Below are 22,706 nucleotides of genomic sequence, written 5' to 3' on the forward strand. Positions count from 1 at the left end.
TGGGAATATCGAGAAGTGTTAGAGAGGAGTTTGTGTAGATCTTACTCTCACTATTCCCAAAGTTCCAACTAACACTCATGGCTGGAGGGGAATTTCCATTGTAAACTCTGTGCCTTGACCTAGAACGGAATTACAGGTGAGGGTTCCGCCGTGCTGTTCTTCGATAATTTTACGGGCGATCGCTAACCCCAATCCCGTGCCTTTACCCACGCCTTTGGTGGTAAATAAATGCTCGAAAATTCTTTCTTGTAACTCCTCGGCAATACCATCCCCGTTATCTTTAATCCGAATTTCTACCTTGTTTTGTTCGCGGTTAAGCTGAGTGCAAACCTCGATTTTTTGGGGATGGACTTCGAGTTCGAGATAGCCGCGTTTCTGGGCGACTTCATCTAACGCATCGATCGCGTTAGCCAGAATGTTCATAAATACTTGATTTAACTGCCCCGGAAAACATTCAACTGCCGGAATTCGATCGTAATTTTTGATGACGGAGATTGCCGGTCGCTGTTCGTTGGCTTTGAGGCGATATTTTAAAATGAGTAGGGTACTGTCGAGGCCAGCATGGAGATCGGCGGTAACGGGATGTTCGCTATCGGCCCGAGAAAAGGTTCGCAAGCTATTACTAATGGATTTAATGCGATCGATCGCGCCTCGCATCGCTTCGAGCAGTTTAGGTAAGTCTTCCACTACGAACCCTAAGTCAATGTCTTCAGCATTTTCAAGGACAGCCGCCGGAGGAGAGGGAACGCATTCTTGATAAAGTTCTAAATGAGATAATACATCTTGAATATAATCTCGCGTGTTGCTAAGGCTGCCGTTTAAGAAACCGATGGGGTTATTAATTTCGTGGGCGACACCTGCGACTAAGTTGCCCAAAGAAGCCATCTTTTCGCTCTGAACGATTTGGAGTTGGGACTGTTCGAGTTGTTGGGTGTAGTCTTGCGCTTCTTGGTAAAGTCTTGCGTTTTCGAGGGAAATGGCTGCTTGAGAGCAAAGAAAATTGAGAACGAGCAGGCGTTCTGTGGTGAAAGCCCCTCGAGCGAGTCGATTTTCTAAGTAGAGTAGTCCGACGAGGTTGCCGCGATCGAGAATGGGCTGTACTAAAAGGCTTTGGGGATGGTGGCGCTCGAAATAAGGATCGATAACGGGTAGATTATCCGCAAGAGCGTCGAGTGCGATCGCTTCGAGCGTATTTTTAACGTATTGAATCAGTTTGACGGGAAGTTCGTTATAGCCTTCCAACGCTTGGGAGTTGAGTTGGGTACTTTGGAGCGTTGCAACAGCTTCTACGTGCCATTCACCGGCGCGATCGGGCAAAATTAACGCACAACGCTCTGCTCCCGCATTTTGCAACATGATTTCCGTCAATTGAGCGATCGATTCTTCAAGTTTGAGGGGACTAGAAATGCTTTGAGCGGCTCTAATCACGGCTGCAAAATCTAACGTATTATTCAGGCTGGAACTCGAGGAGCGAGTGATGCTATTGGTCGAAGTTTGAAGTCCAATCTTCGGCGTTGCTAGGGTAGCTAGAGTGTCGAGAAGATTGAGCGGTTGCGAGGCTGAGTGAAGGATGGGGTAGAGTAAAATCGGGTAGCGGCGTTCTAAGTCGTCGGTTTTGGCTTTCGCCCCCCAACGGGCATAGCAGTAGTAAGCTTCCTGCATATAACTTGCGGCAATTCTTTCTTTTCCCCAAGCGAGGTAAAATTTCGCGGCTAATTCGTTAGCGATCGCTTCTTCTTGGATGTACTCGTTTTCTCTCGCTCCGGCAATGGCTTTATCGTATAGCTCGATCGCTTCGAGTTTGCGATCGAGAACGCGACTTTTTTCAGCTTCTACCAAATCGAATTTATGTTGGTAGTTCATGGGTGCGTATTTCGTCCAAAATTGTTGCAATGTAGCCTGATTTTGTTCGACTTGTTGCCATTGCTCGGAATTGCCAACTTCTGAAGGGAGTAACTCCGATAAGATCGCTAGAGATTCGTAAAAATAAAAAGCAGGTTCTGCAACTGTTCCGATAATAAAGGACAAGTTTCTTCCCCATTTATTTAAGGACTTCAGACTTTTTAGATCTCTGAATAAATATCCCAACATTAACTTCAGCAAATAAATATGGCAGGACTCCATAAGTTTAAAGCTATCCGGATTCTCTGCAATAATCTCTGATTCTTGATAAACTTCACCCGATAAAATAGTTGGATTTTCAGAAAATCCTAATAAATTCAAAATGCACTGCCATTGAACTAACCAAAAGCCCATTAAGTGCATCGCGTTACTTCTATGAGTGCGAGCCTCTTGTTCGAGAGCGTTCAAAGGAAGACCTGCCCAAAACGAAGCACCAAAGTAGTTTAAGGCATTATAGGCTAGATATTCGGAGTTTCCAACTTCTAGGGCGAGTGTATATCCTTCTCGATTAAGGGGAAGTATTTTTCGGATGTGGCATTTACGGTGGATGAGCGAAGCAGTCAGCGTAATAAAGAGTTCTGGTTTTATTTCTTTAATTCCAAACTTTTCTGCGAGTTTGTAGCCTAGGTTTCCAAATTTTACGCCGGTTTCGATATCTTTAAGAGAGATACAGACAAAACGACCGTAAGAGCCGTAACTCATTGGAGATTCAAACGTATTTCCATGTTTGATTGAGGCTTTTACGGCTGAGGCTAAAATAAAAATATGACAATTCGGGTTGATGAAGAAAGTAATCCCAAAAATCATTTTTGCTACTTTAGCGATCGCGATTTGATGACGATCTGTCGTGAGAGGAATATTGACTAAATCTTCAATGTCGCGATCGCCAATCAGTTGTGCGATCTCAGCCACCTCTCGACCAATCTCTGCTTCGGTGGGCAACTTAGGAACCATTAAGCCTAGCTGTTCTAAAATATCCAAACCCAGAGCGAGCGCTTCAACTAATAAATTTCGAGAGATAGTGGCTTGAATCTGAGTTAGGTAGACCTCAATGCGATCGAGGAGCGTTTTTGTTTTCTCTAAAACGGTCAAAATTAACGCTTCCATCGCTTCATAGTCGCCGCACAAGGAAGTTAATTCAGCCGCTAAGTTATGAAGTTTCAACGTCAAGTCATATTGTCGTTCCCAAGCATTTTCCCCTAATAAGCCAATCCCAATTTCTGCATAACGCCTGCCCGCATTATAAGCTGTTGAAGTTCGGGCGCGGCGAGTCGCGATCGCATTCAGTTCTGCCAAGCGATCGCGACTCGCTTGCTCCTCGATCGAATCTTTACCTGCGTTTAACTGATTCACCAATTCAAAAATTTGTTCCTCCTGCTGTTCCGGGGGAATTTTAGCTAGGAGAAGCTGCCCGATACGATAGTGGGTTTGCGCTCTTTCAGCTTCAGGAATAAGGGAATAAGCTGCTTGTTGTACCCGGTCGTGGAAGAATCGATAAGTAATATTTTGATGGGGTTCGGATTGTGCTTCTCCTTCCTCATAGCTCGCATAAAACTTATAGATTTCGCTTTGCGGTAAAATTAGCCCTTCCTGCAAAGCCTCCCACAACCCCAGGGCAACTTCAGCTTTATTTTTTTCAAGAACAATAGCTAACGTTGCCAAGTCAAATTGAGCGCCGATACAAGCAGCGATTTTTAAGCTTTCTTGACTGCAAGGCGATATTTTTTTTAACTGTTGACCCATAAACTCGACCACATCACTGCTGAGGGTTAGAGTTTTTAAATGGGTAATATCGCATTCCCAATAGCCGCGAGTCTCAAAACGATTCCCGCGCGGCGCGCACTTAAAAGTGAGGTGGCGCTCGTCGTATAAAGCTTTGAGAAACTGAGTGGTAAAAAAAGGATTCCCTTGGGTTTTAGCGTTAATAATTTCAGTGAGAGGCATCACCAGAGAAGGCGAGCAACGTAAAGTATCTGCAACTAACTGATTGATAACGCGCTGTTCGAGCGGAGTAAGCGTTATGGTATTGACAATATGCCCGCCTTGTTTTAATTCTTCAACCATTAACATCAAGGGATGTGTGGGAGAAACTTCACGATCTCGATAGGCTCCGAGTAACAGCAGACATCGAATATCTTGCATCAACAGTTTCATCAACCGCAACGAGGCTAAATCGGCCCACTGAAGGTCATCGAGAAAAATAACGATGGGATGTTCCGGGCGGGCAAATACTTCAATAAACTTTTGGAAGACTGAGTTGAAGCGATTTTGGGCAGCAGAACCGGTGAGTTCGGGAATGACTTCAATTAAAACCTGTCCGTTGTCGCCGACTGCTTCTAAAATTTGGTTGCGCCATTGGGCGATTTTTGCGTCGCTATCGGCTAGGAGTTGCCTCATTAAGTCTTTAAAGGCGTACACAAAAGCTGAAAAGGGGATGTTGCGGTTGAATTGGTCGAATTTACCTTTAATAAAATAACCGTGCTGGCGGGTAATGGGTTTGTGAACTTCGTTGATGACGGCGGTTTTCCCAATCCCAGAAAATCCAGCCACTAACATCATTTCCGAAGCGCCAACCGCGACGCGAGCGAAGGCGGCGCGTAATTGAGCAACTTCTGCTTCGCGTCCGTAAAGTTTTTCCGGGATAATAAAGCGATCGCATATATCCCCCTGCCCTAACTCGAATTCAGTAATGCTGCCCGTTTCCTGCCACTGCTGAAGGCATTGTTCGAGGTCGTCTTTGAGTCCGAGGGCGCTCTGATAGCGCTCTTCAGCATTTTTCGCCATTAATTTCACCACAATTCCCGAAACCGTCGCTGGAATCTGGGGCGCGATTTGGTGGGGCGGAATCGGATTTTTGGCGATGTGTGCGTGAACTAACTCTAGGGGATCTTTCTCGGTAAACGGGAGTTGTCCGGTTAGCAGTTCGTAGAGGCTGACTCCCAAGCTGTAAAAGTCGGTACGGTAATCGATGCAGCGATTCATTCGTCCGGTTTGTTCGGGGGAGATGTAGGCGAGGGTTCCTTCTAAAAGGTGGGGATTTTGGAGTTCTTGATTTTCTTTGGGTAAGAGCGTGGCAATACTAAAGTCAATGAGTTTGATTTGTTGCGTTTCTGGATTAATAAGAATGTTAGCGGGCTTAATGTCTTTGTGGATGGTGCGCTGCTCGTGGAGGTCGTGTAGGATATCGGCAAGTTGGATGGCAATGTTTAATACATTAATCCAGTCGAGTTTCTGCGATCGCGCGTATTGTGCTAAGGAGATACTGCCGTTATCTTCCATCACGAGAGCGTAGCCGTTTTGCCAGGGTTCGAGGCTGATGGGGCGAACGATTCCTTCGATGGCAAGGTTGCACGCGATCGCGTATTGATTGCGGAATTGAACGATTTCGTTGAAGCTGGGGTAAGTTTGCCGCAGGACTTTAATGACCACCGGACGTAGCCCGGACAGTTGTTTGGCGCGGTAAACCAGCGTTCTGGAACCGGTGTAAAGTTGCTCGGTTAGGACGTAGCCCGGTAGGGTGGGTAGGGTTGTCGTGTCGCCAGTGAGTGGTGTCATAGTCCGAGAGGATTATCTTCGATCTCTTGTTTAGTATTCCCTCAGCGATGGCGATTGACTTTTCCTCCCAACACAATAATTTAAATAGAGTTCAAATAAGGCTTAATAACGGCGATTTTTGGCTCTCTCGACATTACATGGAGCTAAAGCGCTCCATCACCGGTAGCTGGAATAAGGGAACGGTGAATGTCACCGTCGAACCCAATTCTTCACCCATGCTAAAAAAGTCAATCGTTCCTCCCATTGCTTCGATCAGTTTTTGGGAAATTGCTAAGCCTAAGCCCGTACCGCCGTAGGATTTGGTGCGCGAACCGTCCACTTGGCTGAAGTTTTCAAAGAGTTTGTCGAGTTTTTCAATCGGTACGCCAATCCCGGTATCGGCAACGCGAATCAGTACCGTTCCCGGAAATTCGCGATCGTGCAGTTTGATGCGCTTCTTCATCACTTCTGCGGAAATGGTTACGCCGCCTTCATGAGTAAATTTGATGGCATTACCGACGAGGTTGAGCATTACTTGCAATAGGCGTTGATAGTTGCCGTAAATTTTGACGGGTTCGCGGGAGGGAGGCAGTTGAAAATCGAAACTGAGGTTTTTTTGATGGGCGATGGGGCGCGTCTTTTTATCGACATCCTCAAACAGTTCGCTTAAGGGGAAGTCGATAAAATCCAGTTCCATTTTACCGGCTTCGATTTTGGCGATATCGAGGATATCGTTAATCAGGTTAAGGAGGTGAATGGCGGAACGGTGAGCTTCTTTGAGAAAGTCTCGCTGTTCGGCGGGGTCGTCGGCTAAACCGTCCAGGATGAGGCGCAGGAAGCCGATAATGCCGTTGAGAGGGGTGCGCAGTTCGTGGGAGGTGCTGGCCAGGAATTCGCTTTTAAGGCGGGAAGCATCTTCGGCGAGTTCTTTAGCTTGCTCGAGTTCTTCGTAAAGCGAGGCGTGGGCAACGGCGGTACTGACTTGAGCGGCGAGTTCTCGCATTAAGTCGATTTCGTCGGCGTTCCATTGGCGGCGGCGATCGCATTGTTGCAAGCAAATCAAGGCTCCGCGCTGACCTTTATAGAAGGTGGACACGGCGAGGAGCGAGTGCCACTCGAGTTCCTGGGCGCTAACCGGATGGATGGCGATCGGTTCGGAGCGTTGCAGCGCTTGTTGGAAGTGGGGTTCGCTCTCTAAGCTCAGTCGCGCTCCTAACATTGATTTGTAGGGGCGCTGGCAGTATTCGACTTCAACTTTGAGGCACTCTCGATCCGAGTTGTACGATAAGATCAGGCAGCGAGAGACGTTGAGGGCTGCTCCGACGCTATCCACGGTTTGCTGCCAGATGGTACCGAGATCTAAGGTGCGGCGAATATTGCGCGCGATTTCAGCGAGCAAACTGCGATAGGGATTATGGCGAATTTTGCGCGCGAGTTGCTCGACTAAATCTTGGTAGACATCTTGCGATTCTGAGGTTTCTGAATTGAGGCGCTGGATTAAGGTTGCTTCATCCAAAAGTCGCCCCATCACTAAAATCGTATCAACTTGACCGTCAGGAAGCGGGATAGGGCTGAGAATCAGTTCTAGCGGAAAGGATTGACTCGCATACTCGAATAGGGCGCAGTACCGCTGGGGGATTCGTTTTTGTGCTACTTTCTGAAGCCGCCTTCGATACGCTTGCGAATCCGCAGGAACGAAACTGTCTTCAAGTTCGCAGCCGACAATATCTTCGCATCTAAAGCCAAAGTCAGATGCAGCCTTCCAATAAAAGGAAATATATTTCCCGGCGGGGGTTTGAACAAACACGAGGTCAGCGCCCAAATCCTGACAATTTTGTGGGTTGACTTGCACAAGAGCAGAGTTCATCGCGGTCAAGTTTTATGCTGAGGAATTTATCGGCAAGCGGTAGCAGGAAGTTACTCTTCTGTTTTACTCTGAATCATCCGGACTGTCTAGCAATCCGGATAAAATTGTACTGCTCGATCTTTGCTTTCTAAGGGTTTTTACTGACAATCGTTAGGCACCCTGCCGTTCTTCTCACGAAATCCTCGCTGGCCGTGAGTTTATCCTACTGTGTTTTCTGTCAGTTCAATCATTCCATTCCCCTCGCGGTGGGACGGGAGGATTGCGCAGAAAAGTACGAGTTAGATCTTCATCCGGCTCTCGTTCTCCGCGTAACCATTGGCGGATAGCCACTTCGACAATGCGACTGGGATCGTTAGTTAGGTGTCGAATTTGTTCCAATAAATCGGAATCAATACTAATGGATAACTCAACTTTTTCAGATGCACGTTGGGAGGGAATTGTACTGTCATTCATAAGGTTGATTCGATCGCGAAGATCTACTCGTTTTCGGGAAAATAAGCGCCATATTCCCTATCATTATAGCCGTTCTGCTGGGTCAAAGTCTTTCTGGGCTTCGGGGTCGAGCCAAGCGGCAAATTCCGCCGCGAAGCGATCGCACTGAATGGCTTCTCTGATGTCTTTTGTGAAGCGGATCAGTTCGGTTACGTTGTGTAAAGAAAGCAGGATATAGGCGAGCATTTCTTTAGCTTTGACCAAATGATTGAGATAGGCGCGGGTGTAATTTTTGCAACCATAGCACTCGCAAGTTGCATCGAGGGGCTGAAAATCTTCTCGGAAGCGAGCGTTTTTCAGGTTCCAGCGTTCGCCGCGTACTAATGCGGTTCCGTGTCGCCCCAAGCGGGTGGGAATCACGCAATCGAAAAGATCGATTCCCGAGGCAATCGCTACGGCCATTTCGCGATAAGTGCCGACTCCCATCAGGTAGCGCGGTTTTTCGGGCGGGAGTAGGGGGGTTGTGGCGCGGACGATTTCGTGAATTAATTCTGGGGGTTCGCCGACACTCACGCCGCCGATCGCGTATCCGGGAAGGTTGTATTCGACGAGCGATCGCGCCGCTTCCTGCCGCAGATCGCCGTATACGCCGCCTTGAACGATGCCGAATAACGCCTGTTTGGGGTTCTGATGGGCGTTGATGCAGCGTTCCAGCCAGCGCTGCGTCCGTTCCATCGAAGCAACGATTTGCCCTCGTTCGGCGGGGTAGGGCGGACATTCGTCGAAGGCCATAATCACATCCGCGCCGAGGTCGTTTTGAATCGCGATCGCGCGCTCTGGTGTTAAATTCACTAAGCGTCCGTCCCGAGGCGAGCGAAATTTCACCCCTTCCTCGCTGATTTGTCGCAACTTGCTCAGACTAAATACCTGAAAACCGCCGGAATCGGTCAGAATCGGCTGCTTCCAGCCCATAAACTCGTGCAAGCCTCCCGCCGCACGCACCAGCGCTTCGCCCGGTTGCAGGTGCAGGTGGTAGGTATTGGCGAGAATCATTTGAGCGCCCGCCCGTTCCAACTGTTCCGGCGTTAGCCCTTTAACCGTTCCCACCGTTCCCACCGGCATAAAACGAGGCGTTTCGATGCTGCCGTGCGGCGTATGAAAAATCCCGGCTCTAGCACCCGTGGCGCTACAAGTCGCTTGCCGTTCAAAAAAAAATTCGCGCACTGGCAATCTGCCTTTTTAGGGAAATTCAATCTCGAACAATACAAAAAATCTAAAACGCACAATCTTCATCGTCGAACTGTACGTCCCACTTCGCCGATAACACTTGCGCGACCATTGCTTCTAAGCTATCGACATCGAAGTCGGTTTCCATCTGTGGGTCTGCTAAACAATTCGATTGCGGCAGCAATTGTAACCGTCGATTATCTTGCACCAGTTCAAAGCAACTTTCGCCGTCTTCTAAAAGATACAGATGCAAATAATCAAAACTTTGAACGTTGAGGTACAAAGCGCCATTGGCAATTAAAGTCGATTGGGCTGGGTCGGCGAAAACTTCCAAAATGCAGCCTTCACCTTGATTATGAACCGAGCCGTCTAAGGAGTGGATGTAATAAACGCGACTTAAAGAATTTAAAAGTCGCCGCATATCGTCTTTGTTGACAACAATTCCTGTATCGACAATGCAGGGCGCTGGAGGAGAGTGAGGTATTCGATCGTGACTCATGAGAAAAAGCTTTTGATGCGAGCGGATGCCTGGAATTCGAGATTGAATGGGTCGCGAGAGGGTTGAGGGGTCAGACCCTTCAGTCTCTCGATACTATACTGGGGGTTATGGCTCAATCTTAGCCCAATCTTTGAGTGCTGGCGAGTCCATTTTAAATTTTGAGCGATCGAAACTTTCATGTTGCTAACTTTAACGACAACCCAAACTCCAGCGACCGATCTCGGCTATCTGCTCCACAAACACCCCGATCGCTGTCAGTCGTTTTCGTTGCCTTTTGGGGAAGCATCGGTTTTTTACCCCGAAGCGACGCGGGAACGCTGCACCGCTGTTCTGTTACTCGAGATCGATCCGGTGAGCTTGGTCCGGGGAAAATCGAAGGAGAATCGAGAACAAACCTTAGAACAGTACGTTAACGATCGCCCCTATGTTGCTTCTTCTTTTCTCAGCGTTGCGATCGCGCAAATCTTCGGTACGGCACTGAACGGAAACTGTAAAGAACGCCCGGAACTGGCTAAGACAGCTATTCCCTTAACAGCGAGCATTCCTGCCTTACCTTGTCGCGGCGGTGAAGCATTTTTGCGACAACTTTTTGAGCCGTTAGGCTACCAAATTGAGGCAGAATTGTTGCCCCTCGACGAACAATTTCCAGATTGGGGCAATAGTCGCTATTTTTCGGTAAAGTTGCAGCATACGCTGCGATTATGCGATTTTTTAAGCCATCTTTACGTGCTGATTCCCGTTCTCGATGACGATAAGCATTATTGGGTGGGAGATGCGGAAGTGGAAAAGTTGCTGCGACACGGCGAAGGATGGCTGAACCAACATCCGGCGCGGGAGACGATCGCGCGGCGTTACCTGAAACGACAATTTCGCCTCGCACGCACGGCGATTGCGCGCTTAGTCGAAGAGGAGAACGCCAATCCGGAGGCGGTGGAAGGGGAGGGCGCGCAGCAGGAGGAGGCGCTCGAAAAGCCGGTAAGTTTGAACCAGCAGCGCATTGAAGCGGTCATTGCTGTGCTGAAAGCGAGCGGTGCTAAGCAAGTCCTCGATTTGGGGTGCGGCGAAGGGAAGGTGATGCGATCGCTCCTTCAGGAACAATACTTCGAGCGAGTGACGGGCGTGGATGTCTCCTACCGCGCTTTAGAGATCGCTAAGGAACGCTTGCACTGGGATCGCTTACCGCCCTTACAACGCGATCGCATTCAACTACTGCAAGGTTCGCTGATTTATCGAGACGATCGCTTACTGGGGTACGATGCAGCAATTTTAGTCGAAGTTATCGAGCATTTGGAGTTGAATCGTTTGGCGGCGTTGGAACGAGTCGTGTTTGAATGCGCGCGCCCAAAAACTGCGATCGTAACTACGCCTAATATCGAATACAACGTCCGTTTTGAAGGATTAGCGGCTGGAAAATTCCGGCACGGAGATCATCGCTTTGAGTGGACGCGCGCCGAGTTTCAAGATTGGGCGCAGCGAGTGGCAGAACGCTTTAGTTACAGCGTTGAATTTCGCGGTATCGGGACGGAGGATATTGAAGTCGGTACGCCGACGCAAATGGCTGTATTTAGGCAGATATAGCGAGCGGCTTCTCAAAATGAATCAAAATTTGAATTGGCGATCGCGGATTCACCCAAATTAAGTCTTTAGTCCTAGAAGAAATTGGGAAGATCGATCCATGTGCCGGTTTGAGGGTGACTCGTAAGATCGAAACTATGGCACACTATGGCACGACGCGATCGGGTGCGCTCCTTACGCCTCAAATGTAATATCAAGATATCCCCCATGAAAGCTAGAAATTCGAGACAACGTTGGCAAACCCAGAAATCTTTAGCTACGCTAGTAACTCGTCGCAAAGTTCTGGGTTTTATTGGGGGGACGGCTGCCGTTTCTTTATTCGGATGTTGGCGCGGACAGTCGGCTTTATCGGAACCTACGAGTTCTTCAACTTCAACTTCAAAACCGACTGTATCACCTTGTATAGTTAAACCGGAACTGACGGAAGGGCCTTATTTTGTTGATGAAAAGCTGAATCGTTCCGATATTCGCTCGAATTCATCGGATAGCTCGATGCGGGCTGGCGTACCGTTACAATTGATATTTCAGGTGTTGCGGTTGCAGGGGAGTGCTTGCGAACCTTTGCGCGGTGCAATTGTGGATGTTTGGCACTGCGACGCGCAAGGGGTTTATTCGGATGTACGCGATCGCAGTTTTGATACAATCGGGCAGAAGTTTTTGCGCGGCTATCAAGTTACCGATGCTAATGGTATCGCTGAATTCACTACGATTTATCCGGGTTGGTATCCGGGACGAACCGTTCACATTCATTTTAAAATTCGCTTAGAAGGAGCCTCTGCATCGAGCTACGAATTCACTTCGCAACTCTTCTTTGATGAGGCACTCAGCGATCGCGTTTATGCCCAACTTACCTATCAAAAACCGGGACAGCGTACCCTCAATCAAGAGGATGGTATCTTTATAGGCGGTGGCGAACAGTTGATGCCCGAAATTGCCCAAACTGCTGAGGGTTATTCGGGGAAGTTCGCGATCGCGCTTCAGTTAACATGATATCGCCGAACTCACTTTCAATATAGGATTTATGTACGCTACTTACCAAAACTTTACTATTCGAGATTGGACAACGCGCGATCGCGAAACTGCTGCGGCTATAATTCGCTGGGTTTTAAATGAATATAATTTGCCCTGGCAGCCCGACACCAGCGATCGCGATTCGATAGAAGTTGAAAAACATTATTTCAATCGCGGCGGTGAATTTTGGATCGTTTTGCAGGAGAAAAAGATTGTCGGGACGGCAGGGTATTATCCAATTTCTCGCGGCGAAAAAGCCGTAGAAATTCGGAAAATGTATTTATTACCGGAGGTGCGGGGGAAAGGATTGGGGCGGTTTTTGCTGGAGCAATTGGAACGCGCGATCGCCGCGAGGGGATTTGGCGAAATTTGGGTGGAAACAGCTAGTGTGTTAGCCGAAGCCGTACAACTTTACGAAAATTCGGGCTATCGTCCGGCAACGGGAGTCGAAACGCCACGGTGCGATCGCGTTTATCATAAAATAATAGCATCCCAGCAGGGCGGTAACTCAAAGTAAAATAGTCCGATGCCAGATAACCGTCGTTCCCCAAAAAACCCTATTCCCCGCAATAAAAATTCGCGATCGATCTCCGAGTCGTTTCAGGCTTACTTAAGGGAATTCTAAGTAATAACAATAAAAGATTTAATGACCAAGGCTTCGGGCGGAGGCGTGCTACTTGCTCGTTTTTTTCAACGAAAGATAGACTCAATGCGATAAAATATCTCAGAAGCTGAAAGAGCGAGTGGAAAACTGTGAAAAGAGAATCCTGGAGCGAACTTTTAATCCCCTTCGCCTTGATTCTAGGCTTAGTGTTGTTGCTAAGTTTAAATGTGGAAACGGCGAGGGAAGTAACAGTAGAAAGCAACCCTTCAGAAACTTGGTTGAAGTGGATTGTTGGCTATCTGGCTGTGGGCGCTGAAATTGCGGCAGCTATTGTTATTGGGGGAGCCGTAATTCGCGGAATTTTAGACTATTTGCGTCAGTTATTTTCTCATCCCCAGCAGCGTTTTGATGGGACTGAATCAATTCGACTTCAATTGGGTCGGGTGTTAGCGTTGGGTTTAGAATTTACGATCGCTAGCGATATTTTACGGACAGCAGTTGCTCCGACTCGCCAAGATATTTTGAACCTCGGTGCAATCGTTTTACTGCGAACGTTATTAAATTACTTTTTAGAGCGCGAAATCCACCAAGGAGAACGCAACCGTTCGATCTCTCGCGCATCATTGAGAGCGAATAGTTCCTCGGAGCAATCCTCAAGAGTAACTCCCCCTTAGCAACATTTTTGACTTTAAGCCCTTCTTTAATACGAGGGGACAAAAAGCAGATGCTCGCCCGACTATTTAATAACAGTTGCGGAATTAGGAGAGAAGACGAGTCGCGAAGATTTTAGTATTTTCAGCAATTGAATGAGAACGATACCATTTTTGTGCATTATTGCTAACCGTTTGTAGCGCTTCTAAATTCATGTTTTTTAGAGATTCTCCCGCCACAACGTAATGCTGATTCATGTTAATCCCATCCGCTTCTGCTGGGTTGTATTTGGAGAGAATGGGAATGACACCATGAGTGCAGTGAGCGGCAAAAATAGAGGACTTACTCAATTCACCGGGATAAGCACTATAATCGAGAAAACCGGCTAGAGAAGTCAACAGCAATTCGCTAATTGCTTCGCGAGACTGAACGCCCAACTGAACGACTCGAATCCCCTCAGCGTTGGGAAAATTTAATTCAAAAGGCGCACCCACATCGTAAATTTCTTTAATGCCTAACATCTGGCAACTCATTAACAGTTCGTTCGTGAATTCTTGATAAATTTGCGGTCTCGAATAAATTGTCCCCAGCACCACTAAGCGCGGTTCCCGTGCGGTTAAGGTCGGAACTTCTTCAGGTTCGCCAAGGGTAGAAATATTTAAAAGGCGGGGTATGGGCTTTGAAGTCCATTTAGAAAGGGTTTTTTGAAATTTTGTACTATTGGTAAAAATAGCATCCGCCATTTTTACGAGACTCCGAGCCGCTAAGATGTGATGGGGGTGAGGTAACGTAAATCGTCTCACGTTAAACGTTAGCGGCAATTCGTGAAACATCACGATCAGTTTAAAACTGTATTGCTGGCGCACTAGCTTTAAAGCACTAACGAGCCAATATGCTGTCCGGGATGGCTCGTGTTCTCCTCGAAAGTTATAATGGAAAATTATTCCCCCAATGGAACGTTTTGAGAACAAGGAAAATATCGCTTCGGGCGTGCTATCTGCTAAAGCAGTCTCAGTAAAATCTTCGCTTTTATACGTGCTTTTTCTACCATAAAACTGCTTTTCATAAACGACGAAATGACTCCGAATTTGATGCGCTTGTAACAATCTTTCTGCTAATCTAAGAGCATAATCGCTAATTCCCGTTGCAGAATCCATTGGATGGGGAACGAGTTGAATAATTTCCATGTTCGTTTTATGGAAGAAAATATGTTTTTTTGGGATTTTATCCAGATTCAGCTTAGCATAGGTATTACGCACTGACGTAGAATGCGTTTGGTTTCTCTCCCTTTACCTTCTAACGTTGGAGAGGTTAAAGCAGTTCATGAAGTCAGAGCGTGCAATTGTTCGGGTTGCAATTGAGTCAGCCGCGTCCCAGCAAGCACACCTTTCAGATCCTAAAGACAGCTTCGGAAAATGCCCATGAAAATTACGATTCCCGAACTTTCCCTCGTCGTTCTCATCGGTGCTTCCGGCTCGGGGAAATCTAGTTTTGCGCGCAAGCATTTCCTCCCGACTGAAGTTCTTTCCTCCGATGCTTGTCGCGGCTGGGTGTCCGACGATGAAAACAACCAAGCGGCGAGCAAGGATGCCTTCGAGGTTCTGCATTATATTGCCGCAAAACGCTTGGCGGCAGGGCGTTTAACGGTTATCGATGCGACGAACGTTCAGTCGGAGGATCGTAAGTATTATGTTGAGTTGGCGCGGCAGTATCATTGTCTCCCGGTTGCGCTAGTCTTGAATTTGCCGGAACAGTTGTGCCACGATCGCAACCAAACCCGCAGCGATCGCAACTTTGGCCCCCACGTCGTCCGCAGGCACGTTCAAAGCTTGCGGCGATCGCTGCGACACCTCAAACGCGAGGGCTTTCGCTACGTTTATACTTTCTCTTCCGTTGCCGAAATCGAGGCAGTGGAAATCGAACGCCAACCACTCTGGACGAATCGCAAAACAGAACATGGCCCCTTCGATATTATCGGCGATGTCCACGGTTGTTGCGACGAACTAGAAGCGCTCCTCGATCGCCTCGGCTACCGACAAATCGAAACCGAACCGACTTCGACTTTTTGGGACTTTCCCACCTACGCCCACCCCGAAGGCCGCAAAGTCGTATTCCTAGGCGATTTGGTCGATCGCGGCCCCCGCATCCTCGATACCCTCAAGCTCGCTCGCAATATGGTTGCCGCCGATAGCGCCCTCTGCGTTCCCGGCAATCACGACATGAAATTACTGCGGCAACTGAACGGCAAAAAGGTAAAAGTCAACCACGGTTTGGAGCAAACCCTGGCGGAAATCGAAGCCTTACCCGAAGAACAGAAGCAAGATGCGATCGCGCAAATGCGAGACTTTCTCGAATCTCTCATCAGTCACTACGTCCTCGATGACGGCAACTTAGTCGTTGCCCACGCTGGAATGAAACAAGCCTATCAGGGGCGCGGTTCCGGGGCCGTCCGCGCCTTTGCCCTCTACGGCGAAACCACCGGCGAAATCGACGAATTCGGCTTGCCCGTGCGCTACGACTGGGCGCGAGAATATCGCGGCAAAGCAATGGTGGTTTACGGACATACGCCCGTCCCCGCCGCCGAATGGCTCAATAATACCATCGACATCGATACCGGCTGCGTGTTTGGCGGGCAACTCACCGCCCTGCGCTATCCAGAAAAAGAATTAGCAAGCGTCGCCGCAAATCGCGTTTATTGCGAACCCGTCAAACCCTTACATTCTGTCAGCGCTATCGATTCCCCCCTCAGCGCCCAACAACAACACGACGACTTGCTCGATCTCGCCGATGTCCTCGGCAAACGCTGGATTTCGACGCGACTGCACCGTAATATTGTCGTGCGGGAAGAAAACGCGATCGCAGCCCTCGAGGTGATGAGTCGCTTCGCTGCCAACCCCAAATGGTTGATTTACCTGCCGCCCACCATGTCCCCCGTCGCCACCTCCCGCGAACCCGGACTGCTGGAACATCCTGCCGAAGCCTTCGATTACTACCAACAGCTTGGCATTGAGACGGTAATTTGCGAAGAAAAACACATGGGTTCCCGCGCCGTCCTCATCATCTGTCGGGACGAAAGCGTTGCCGCTCGTCGCTTCGGCATCGAAAAGGAAGGGATCGGAATCTGCTATACCCGCACGGGCCGTCGTTTTTTCGACGATATCGCCTTGGAAAGCGAACTGCTAGCGCGAGTCAACGCAGCGATGACGGGAAGCGGTTTCTGGGAAAGCTTGCAAACCGATTGGGCCTGCTTGGATTGCGAACTGATGCCTTGGTCGGTGAAAGCGCAAGGATTGTTGCGGCAACAGTATGCAGCGGTGGGAACGGCGGCGCGGCGGGCGTTAGAGCGGGCAAAGGACTGCTTGCAACAAGCGCGCGATCGCGGCGTTGAGGTTGCTGCTTCCTTAGAACGCCTGCAAGAACGTCACTCCCTCGTTCATCGCTACGCAGACGCTTACCGTCGCTACTGTTGGCCCGTCGAATCCCTCACCGACCTCAAACTCGCCCCCTTCCACCTCCTCGCCACAGAAGGGCAGGTTCATGGCGATAAAACCCACGATTGGCATATGCAGAAGATCGCTGAGGTGTGCCAATCCGATCCCGAACTGCTCTTGGCGACGCAATACCGGCAGGTGGATTTAAACGATGCCGCCAGAGTTGCCGAAGCAACGCAATGGTGGCAGGAGCTAACCGCTAAAGGAGGCGAAGGAATGGTCGTCAAACCGCTGCACTTTATCCAATCGAGTTCTAAGGGTTGGGTGCAACCGGCGGTGAAATGTCGCGGCGTTGAGTATTTGCGGATTATTTACGGCCCGGAATACTCGCGGCCGGAAAATTTGGAACGGCTGAGACAGCGGGGTTTGGGAAGGAAGCGATCGCTCGCCCTGCGGGAATTTGCATTGGGAATCGAAGCTTTGGAACGATTCGTCGCGCGCAACCCCTTGCGAAAAGTTCATGAATGCACGTTTGGGGTGTTAGCTTTGGAAAGCGAACCCGTGGATCCGAGGTTATAGTTTGACAAAGATGGGGTTTCTTACATTAAATAAGAAGCGTTTGAAGGTCTTTTATGCTTAAGAAAACGAGGATTTTCTCAATTGAATCGAAAGAACCTGTACTCTGGACTCTATTCCCTAAATTCATCTGAACTTAACCCATGCAACAACGATTGATTGGGCTGAAACAAATGTTACGGACGTTGTACCGCAGGAGCGGAAATTACGCTCGATCTGTTTTCGGCAGACGTTCTTTAATGGCTCGCAGAAAGAGCATCTCAATGTCAGCCGTTCCGAAAAGATTGAAATTGCCTTTTATTTTTATCGGGCTGACGAGTTTCGTGTTGGCGTTTTTACACCCTCTCGCCGCTCAATCGCAAATGCAGCTTAACGACATCCAAAATCATTGGGCAAAAGATTGCATTCAACAACTCGCGAGCGATGGCATTATTAGCGGTTATAGCGATCGCACTTTCCGCCCGGATCGCCCGGTTACTCGCGCCGAATTTGCTGCCATTGTTAACAAAGCTTTTCCCAATGCGCCCGTCGTCCGCGCGCCAATGGATTTTGCCGACGTTCGTAGTAACTTTTGGGCGCGAAATGCGATCGCGCAAGCATATAAAACCAACTTTCTTTCCGGCTACCCCAACGCTCGCTTTCAGCCGGAACAAAATATACCGCGCGTACAAGCCTTGGTTTCCTTAGTATCGGGCTTGAGTTACGCGCCCGCGCTTCCGGTTGAAACAACGCTCGCTCGCAGCTTTACCGATGCTGCGGCGATTCCTAACTATGCCAAATCCGCGATCGCAGCCGCAACCGAAAAACGCCTAACCGTCAACTATCCCAACGTGCAGCAACTCAACCCCAACCGCTTGGCAACGCGCGCCGATGTCGCCGCCTTTGTCTGTCAGGCGTTGGGGCGGCAGGGCGTGCCGACAGCTTATATCGTTGGCGAAGCGCCCGTCGCGGCGAATAAGCCCGAATTGCGCGGTGTATGGCTCACTAATATCGACAGCGACGTTCTTTTTTCGCAACAAAAATTAACCGACGCGATCGCGCGCCTCGATACCCTCAACTTCAACACCCTCTATCCCACCGTCTGGAATTGGGGCTATACCCTCTATCCCAGCGCCGTCGCCCAGCGAGAAACCGGAATTAGGCTCGATCCGGCTCCCGGACTCCAAGGGCGCGATATGCTCAAAGAAACCGTCACCCAAGGACACGCCAAAGGAATGGCGGTGATTCCCTGGTTTGAATTCGGTTTTATGGCACCGGCCGACTCCGAACTCGCAAAACGCCATCCCGACTGGCTTACCCAGCGTCGCAACGGCGAAACCGTTTGGCTCGAAGGGGGCGTTCACGAGCGCGTTTGGCTCAATCCCCTGCGTCCCGACGTGCAACAATTCCTCACCGATTTAGTGGTTGAAATTGTTAAAAATTACGATGTAGATGGCATTCAATTTGACGATCATTTCGGCTATCCCAGCGATTTTGGCTACGATAATTTCACCGTCGAACTTTATAAGAAAGAACACAACGGTCAAGCCCCGCCGGAAGCTTTTAATGACTCAGATTGGGTTCGCTGGCGCGCAGACAAAATCACTAATTACATGAAAGCGCTGTTTGCAACCGTCAAAAATGTTAGAAAGAATGCGATTTTTTCGGTTTCTCCCAACCCGCAAGAATTTTCCCTAAATTCTTATCTTCTCGATTGGCAAACGTGGGACAATCTGGGGTTAATTGAAGAGTTAATCGTGCAAGTTTACCGCGACGATACGGCTCGCTTTGCGGCAGAACTCGAGCATCCTTCAATCCAGAATGCTAAGAAACATATTCCTGTCGCGATCGGTGTTTTATCGGGTTTAAAAGGTCGTTTTGTTCCCTTAGAACAGATTCAACGCCAAGTTCAAATCGTCCGCGATCGCGGCTTAGCGGGTTCCTCCTTCTTTTTCTATGAAAGTTTGTGGAATTATGCTAAAGAAACGCCCCAACAGCGTCAAACCGGATTCCAACAAATGTTCCCCGCTGAGGTTAAACGCCCCAATATTTATGACGGGTGGAAGCCCAGCACATAATCCACAATATCCAATTGAACACTGATATCTAAGCAAATCTTAAACTTTTGTAGTTTAGTCATATCAATTCTCAGTTACGATGCACTAAATTTTTCGTCGTAGGGGCATAACATTGTTATGCCCTCTTCAGGAATCGTACAAAATCAATGAGAATTGGTATAAGGTGTGCAAGCGTTCTTAGTAAAAAGTTTATAAATTAAGCGCTAATTAATTATGCGTAGGGGATTGCATAACTGTGGATTTTTGAAACTCTAAATAAGATTCACAACCCGTACAGAGACGCTATCGTTTTTGCGCTTTAATGTAAATCCGCTTGCAAGTTTTTTCATCCGTTACGTGAAAAAGATGTTTTTTATAATATCTATAAAGTATATTTTTTAACTTCATGCTATTTAAGATAAAAAGCTTATTGGTTAAAATCGTATCGATAAAATCTTTGCGCCAATCGATTTTCTCAAAGGGGATGATTTCAACAATATTAAAATAAGGAGCGAGACAACTAGACAGAGTTTCGACAGTAAAATGGCGATAATGTTTGTCTTCGGTGGGCATATTACCGTGGGGAACAGTTAGCAGTAATGTCCCCCCATCTTTGAGAAGATTAGCAACGGCTTGTAGGAAAGAATCGCCGAGTTCGGGCGGAATATGCTCGAATACTTCAATTAACAGCGCGATATCGTAGCGTCGGGGTAGTTGCTCTTCAATGATATTAAGATTGTGATAAGTCCCCTCTTCGTTTAACGCCCTAGCAAGATTAATGCTGCGGGACGAATAATCCACCCCTTCGACGACTTTATTTTTAAAGTTTGTTTGCACTTCCTTCGCGATTCTGCCGTCGCCACACCCTACATCAATAAGAGATTCAAAGCTTTCTTTTTTAAGCCGATCGCGCAAAAATTCTAAAGTTGCGGCGTAGTTAATTCCCCAAGGAAAGTTATAGCATTGGCTAAACCCTCGTTTGTATTCTGCGACGTAATGGTAAGGGAAAGCATATCCATCATCCTGAATTTTTTGAACTCGATCTAAAACCATGATGTCCTCGGTTTAATCACTCCAACGAATATAGCCGAAAATTCCGTAGATATTAGAGAGGTTGGGATAGCGTTCTAAAACACTTTGGGCGCGATCGGGTGGTAAAATTAGGCGAGTACCAATGGTAAACAAGAGCGTGGGCAGAATGCGCGATCGCAATAAACGAGGATCGTAATAAATCGCCGTCGCTAAATATCTTAACGCCAATAGAGCGCGATCGCGTCCCGCCACTTTTCCCAGCGCATCAATAATCGATTCTTTGTAACGATTTCCCAGGATATCTTTGCGTAACTTCTTCACCGATTCCGGTGCATCCGCTAACGCTTTTTCAATAATTCGCAGACATCCCTGTTCCTGTCGCTGGGCATTCGCCGACCAAGAGGTAGAATATTGACGATACAAAATTTGAACCGATGGCACGACAGCAAAAGGATAGCGCCGTGCCAAACGCACCCACATATCCCAATCTTGCCCGCCTTTAATCGAGGTATCAAAATCTCCCACTTCAGCAAAGGCAGACTTACGAATTAAGGGATTCGAGCCACTCCCAATAAAATCTGCTAGGAGTAGTTTAGCAAATACATCTCCTTGAAAACTGTGGTGCGGTCCGGTTCGTAAAAATTTACTCTCGATATCGATGTAATCCGTCCAACTATAGACAGCAGCCGCCTCTGGATAATCTTGCAGTGCTTTCAGTTGCAATTCCAACTTATCCGGAGTCCACAAATCGTCAGCATCCAAAAACGAAACGTACTCGCCTTCTGCGTGGGAAATCGCGCGGTTGCGACTCGCGTTCAATCCAGCATTGGGGTAAGAAAAAATGTGAATTCGCGAATCGCCAAGGCTATTGATCGCCTCTACTGTCGAGTCAGTAGAACCATCGTTGATAATCACAATCTCGAAATCGGAAAAAGTTTGTGCTAAGACGGATTCAAGCGTCTCTCGAATTGTCTTTTCGCCATTGTAAACGGAGATTAATACAGAAATAAGCGGCACGATTTTTACTCCTACTCGCGTACAAACACAATCCCAGTCGGGGAGAAATTGCTCGTCCTCTTTCCTATTTTGCCCTCTCAAGCGAGGTTATGCAACTTGACCTGCTTACCGCTTTATAAGTTCTGAACTCACGGCAAAGCCCGATCCTGTCGAAGGACGGGGTTTCAGACTCAAATTTTCGATGAAGGAATAGATAACTTCGGCACGCTTGTTAAATTTTGAGGCGCGCGATCGCGATCGCGCTGAACGCAGGTTACGATCGAGCTTGAGTCTAACCTAAGCCAACAAATATTGTTTCTCAACCTGTAACTCTCTTCTCTTATCGCTCGACTTAGGACAATCATGACGCTAATTTCTGTTGTCATCCCAGTGTATAACGGTCAAGATACGATCGAAGCTACCCTCGCCTCGGTTTTATCGCAGTCTCACTGCAATCTCGAAGTTTTAGTCATTAATGATGGTTCAAAAGATAGAACCTTAGACAAAGTTAATGTAATTAAAGATGCGAGATTAAAAATTTATTCCTATCCTAATGCTGGGCTATCCGCCAGCCGAAACCGAGGCATCGAGCGCGCGCAAGGGGATTATATTTCCTTCATTGATGCCGACGATCTTTGGACTCCGGATAAGTTGGAATTGCAACTGCAATCATTAAAAAATAACCCGGAAGCGGCTCTTGCTTATAGCTGGACAGATTATATTAATTCTGAGGGTAATTTTTTATTTTCTGGCGGTCATAATAGCGAAAAGGGAGAGATATTTGAGAAACTATTGGTCAATAATGTTTTAGAAAATGGTTCTAACGCTCTTATCAAGACTCGCATCTTCGCAGAAGTGGGGGATTTTGATGAATCCCTCTCAGCAGCAGAAGATTGGGATATGTGGCTCAGAATTGCCGAAAAATATCCATTTGTTGCCGTTGACAAACCACAAATCTTATATCGAGTCTCGCCAAGCTCGATGTCTGCTAACATCTTAAATCAAGAAGCTCAATGCCGAATCATTCTCGATCGCGCTTTTTCTCGCAACCCCAACTTGTCAAATCATTTAAAAACGCAGACACTCAAGAATCTTTATAAATATTTGATGTTTAAAGCGCTGGAGGGCAACCCATCTCGGCAAAATGCTAAAGCGAGTTGGTATTGCTTCCTGAACTACCTGCGTTATTATCCTAGTTTGCTGAAACAACCCTCAGTAATGGGCGGAATATTAGCTCGAATTGTAGGAATGTTGTTGTTAAGTCCGCCGCAATTTAGAAAGATATTTAATCGCTAAAACAACAAAATTAATATAGAGCGCTGTAATTCAGTTT

Annotated in this window: 15 protein-coding genes; 7 read left to right on the forward strand and 8 right to left on the reverse strand. The window is 47.9% G+C overall.

Annotated features, from left to right (window positions below; all coding sequences use genetic code 11):
- Nucleotides 1-75: 75 nt before the first annotated feature.
- The 5 genes from H6G50_RS18100 to H6G50_RS18120 form a co-directional block, all read right to left on the reverse strand.
- Nucleotides 76-5,457 (reverse strand): ATP-binding sensor histidine kinase, encoded by a 5,382-nt coding sequence (locus H6G50_RS18100; protein WP_190719323.1) that lies wholly within the window; start codon nucleotides 5,455-5,457, stop codon nucleotides 76-78.
- Between the two features lie 133 nt (nucleotides 5,458-5,590).
- A complete protein-coding gene (locus H6G50_RS18105; protein WP_190719326.1) occupies nucleotides 5,591-7,303 on the reverse strand; it encodes an ATP-binding protein in 1,713 nt (570 codons plus the stop codon).
- 222 nt (nucleotides 7,304-7,525) lie between these two features.
- Nucleotides 7,526-7,756 (reverse strand): type II toxin-antitoxin system CcdA family antitoxin, encoded by a 231-nt coding sequence (locus tag H6G50_RS18110; RefSeq protein WP_190719329.1) that lies wholly within the window; start codon nucleotides 7,754-7,756, stop codon nucleotides 7,526-7,528.
- A 63-nt stretch (nucleotides 7,757-7,819) separates the two neighbouring features.
- Nucleotides 7,820-8,965, reverse strand: coding sequence for a tRNA guanosine(34) transglycosylase Tgt (tgt, locus tag H6G50_RS18115; RefSeq protein WP_199303199.1), 1,146 nt, complete (start codon nucleotides 8,963-8,965; stop codon nucleotides 7,820-7,822).
- 43 nt (nucleotides 8,966-9,008) lie between these two features.
- Nucleotides 9,009-9,461 (reverse strand): hypothetical protein, encoded by a 453-nt coding sequence (locus tag H6G50_RS18120; RefSeq protein ID WP_190719335.1) that lies wholly within the window; start codon nucleotides 9,459-9,461, stop codon nucleotides 9,009-9,011.
- Nucleotides 9,462-9,638: 177 nt separating this feature from the next.
- Here H6G50_RS18120 and H6G50_RS18125 point away from each other — a divergent pair, with 177 nt between their 5' ends.
- The 4 genes from H6G50_RS18125 (at nucleotide 9,639) to H6G50_RS24245 (ending at nucleotide 13,325) form a co-directional block, all read left to right on the forward strand.
- A complete protein-coding gene (locus H6G50_RS18125; protein ID WP_190719339.1) occupies nucleotides 9,639-11,039 on the forward strand; it encodes a 3' terminal RNA ribose 2'-O-methyltransferase Hen1 in 1,401 nt (466 codons plus the stop codon).
- Between the two features lie 204 nt (nucleotides 11,040-11,243).
- The gene (locus H6G50_RS18130) at nucleotides 11,244-12,026 is read left to right on the forward strand and encodes an intradiol ring-cleavage dioxygenase (protein ID WP_190719343.1); all 783 of its coding nucleotides are present in this window, start codon (nucleotides 11,244-11,246) and stop codon (nucleotides 12,024-12,026) included.
- Between the two features lie 31 nt (nucleotides 12,027-12,057).
- The gene (locus tag H6G50_RS18135) at nucleotides 12,058-12,564 is read left to right on the forward strand and encodes a GNAT family N-acetyltransferase (protein ID WP_190719346.1); all 507 of its coding nucleotides are present in this window, start codon (nucleotides 12,058-12,060) and stop codon (nucleotides 12,562-12,564) included.
- 236 nt (nucleotides 12,565-12,800) lie between these two features.
- On the forward strand, nucleotides 12,801-13,325 hold the full coding sequence (locus H6G50_RS24245; RefSeq protein WP_190719348.1) for a DUF1622 domain-containing protein: 525 nt from the start codon (nucleotides 12,801-12,803) through the stop codon (nucleotides 13,323-13,325).
- 84 nt (nucleotides 13,326-13,409) lie between these two features.
- Here the strand turns inward: H6G50_RS24245 and H6G50_RS18145 are convergent, their stop codons facing one another.
- Nucleotides 13,410-14,489, reverse strand: coding sequence for a hypothetical protein (locus tag H6G50_RS18145; RefSeq protein WP_190719350.1), 1,080 nt, complete (start codon nucleotides 14,487-14,489; stop codon nucleotides 13,410-13,412).
- A gap of 234 nt (nucleotides 14,490-14,723) precedes the next feature.
- Here H6G50_RS18145 and H6G50_RS18150 point away from each other — a divergent pair, with 234 nt between their 5' ends.
- The gene (locus H6G50_RS18150; RefSeq protein WP_190719352.1) at nucleotides 14,724-17,312 is read left to right on the forward strand and encodes a polynucleotide kinase-phosphatase; all 2,589 of its coding nucleotides are present in this window, start codon (nucleotides 14,724-14,726) and stop codon (nucleotides 17,310-17,312) included.
- A gap of 260 nt (nucleotides 17,313-17,572) precedes the next feature.
- Nucleotides 17,573-19,366, forward strand: coding sequence for a family 10 glycosylhydrolase (locus H6G50_RS18155; RefSeq protein WP_242032886.1), 1,794 nt, complete (start codon nucleotides 17,573-17,575; stop codon nucleotides 19,364-19,366).
- Nucleotides 19,367-19,648: 282 nt separating this feature from the next.
- Here the strand turns inward: H6G50_RS18155 and H6G50_RS18160 are convergent, their stop codons facing one another.
- Nucleotides 19,649-20,398: a class I SAM-dependent methyltransferase gene (locus H6G50_RS18160; protein WP_190719354.1), complete on the reverse strand. Its 750-nt coding sequence runs from the start codon at nucleotides 20,396-20,398 to the stop codon at nucleotides 19,649-19,651.
- 12 nt (nucleotides 20,399-20,410) lie between these two features.
- On the reverse strand, nucleotides 20,411-21,394 hold the full coding sequence (locus H6G50_RS18165) for a glycosyltransferase (protein ID WP_190719355.1): 984 nt from the start codon (nucleotides 21,392-21,394) through the stop codon (nucleotides 20,411-20,413).
- A 342-nt stretch (nucleotides 21,395-21,736) separates the two neighbouring features.
- Here H6G50_RS18165 and H6G50_RS18170 point away from each other — a divergent pair, with 342 nt between their 5' ends.
- Nucleotides 21,737-22,669, forward strand: a complete 933-nt coding sequence (locus tag H6G50_RS18170; protein WP_190719357.1) for a glycosyltransferase — start codon at nucleotides 21,737-21,739, stop codon at nucleotides 22,667-22,669.
- Nucleotides 22,670-22,706 lie beyond the last annotated feature (37 nt).

It is taken from the genome of Oscillatoria sp. FACHB-1406, assembly GCF_014698145.1.
Classification (GTDB): Bacteria; Cyanobacteriota; Cyanobacteriia; order Cyanobacteriales; family Spirulinaceae; genus FACHB-1406.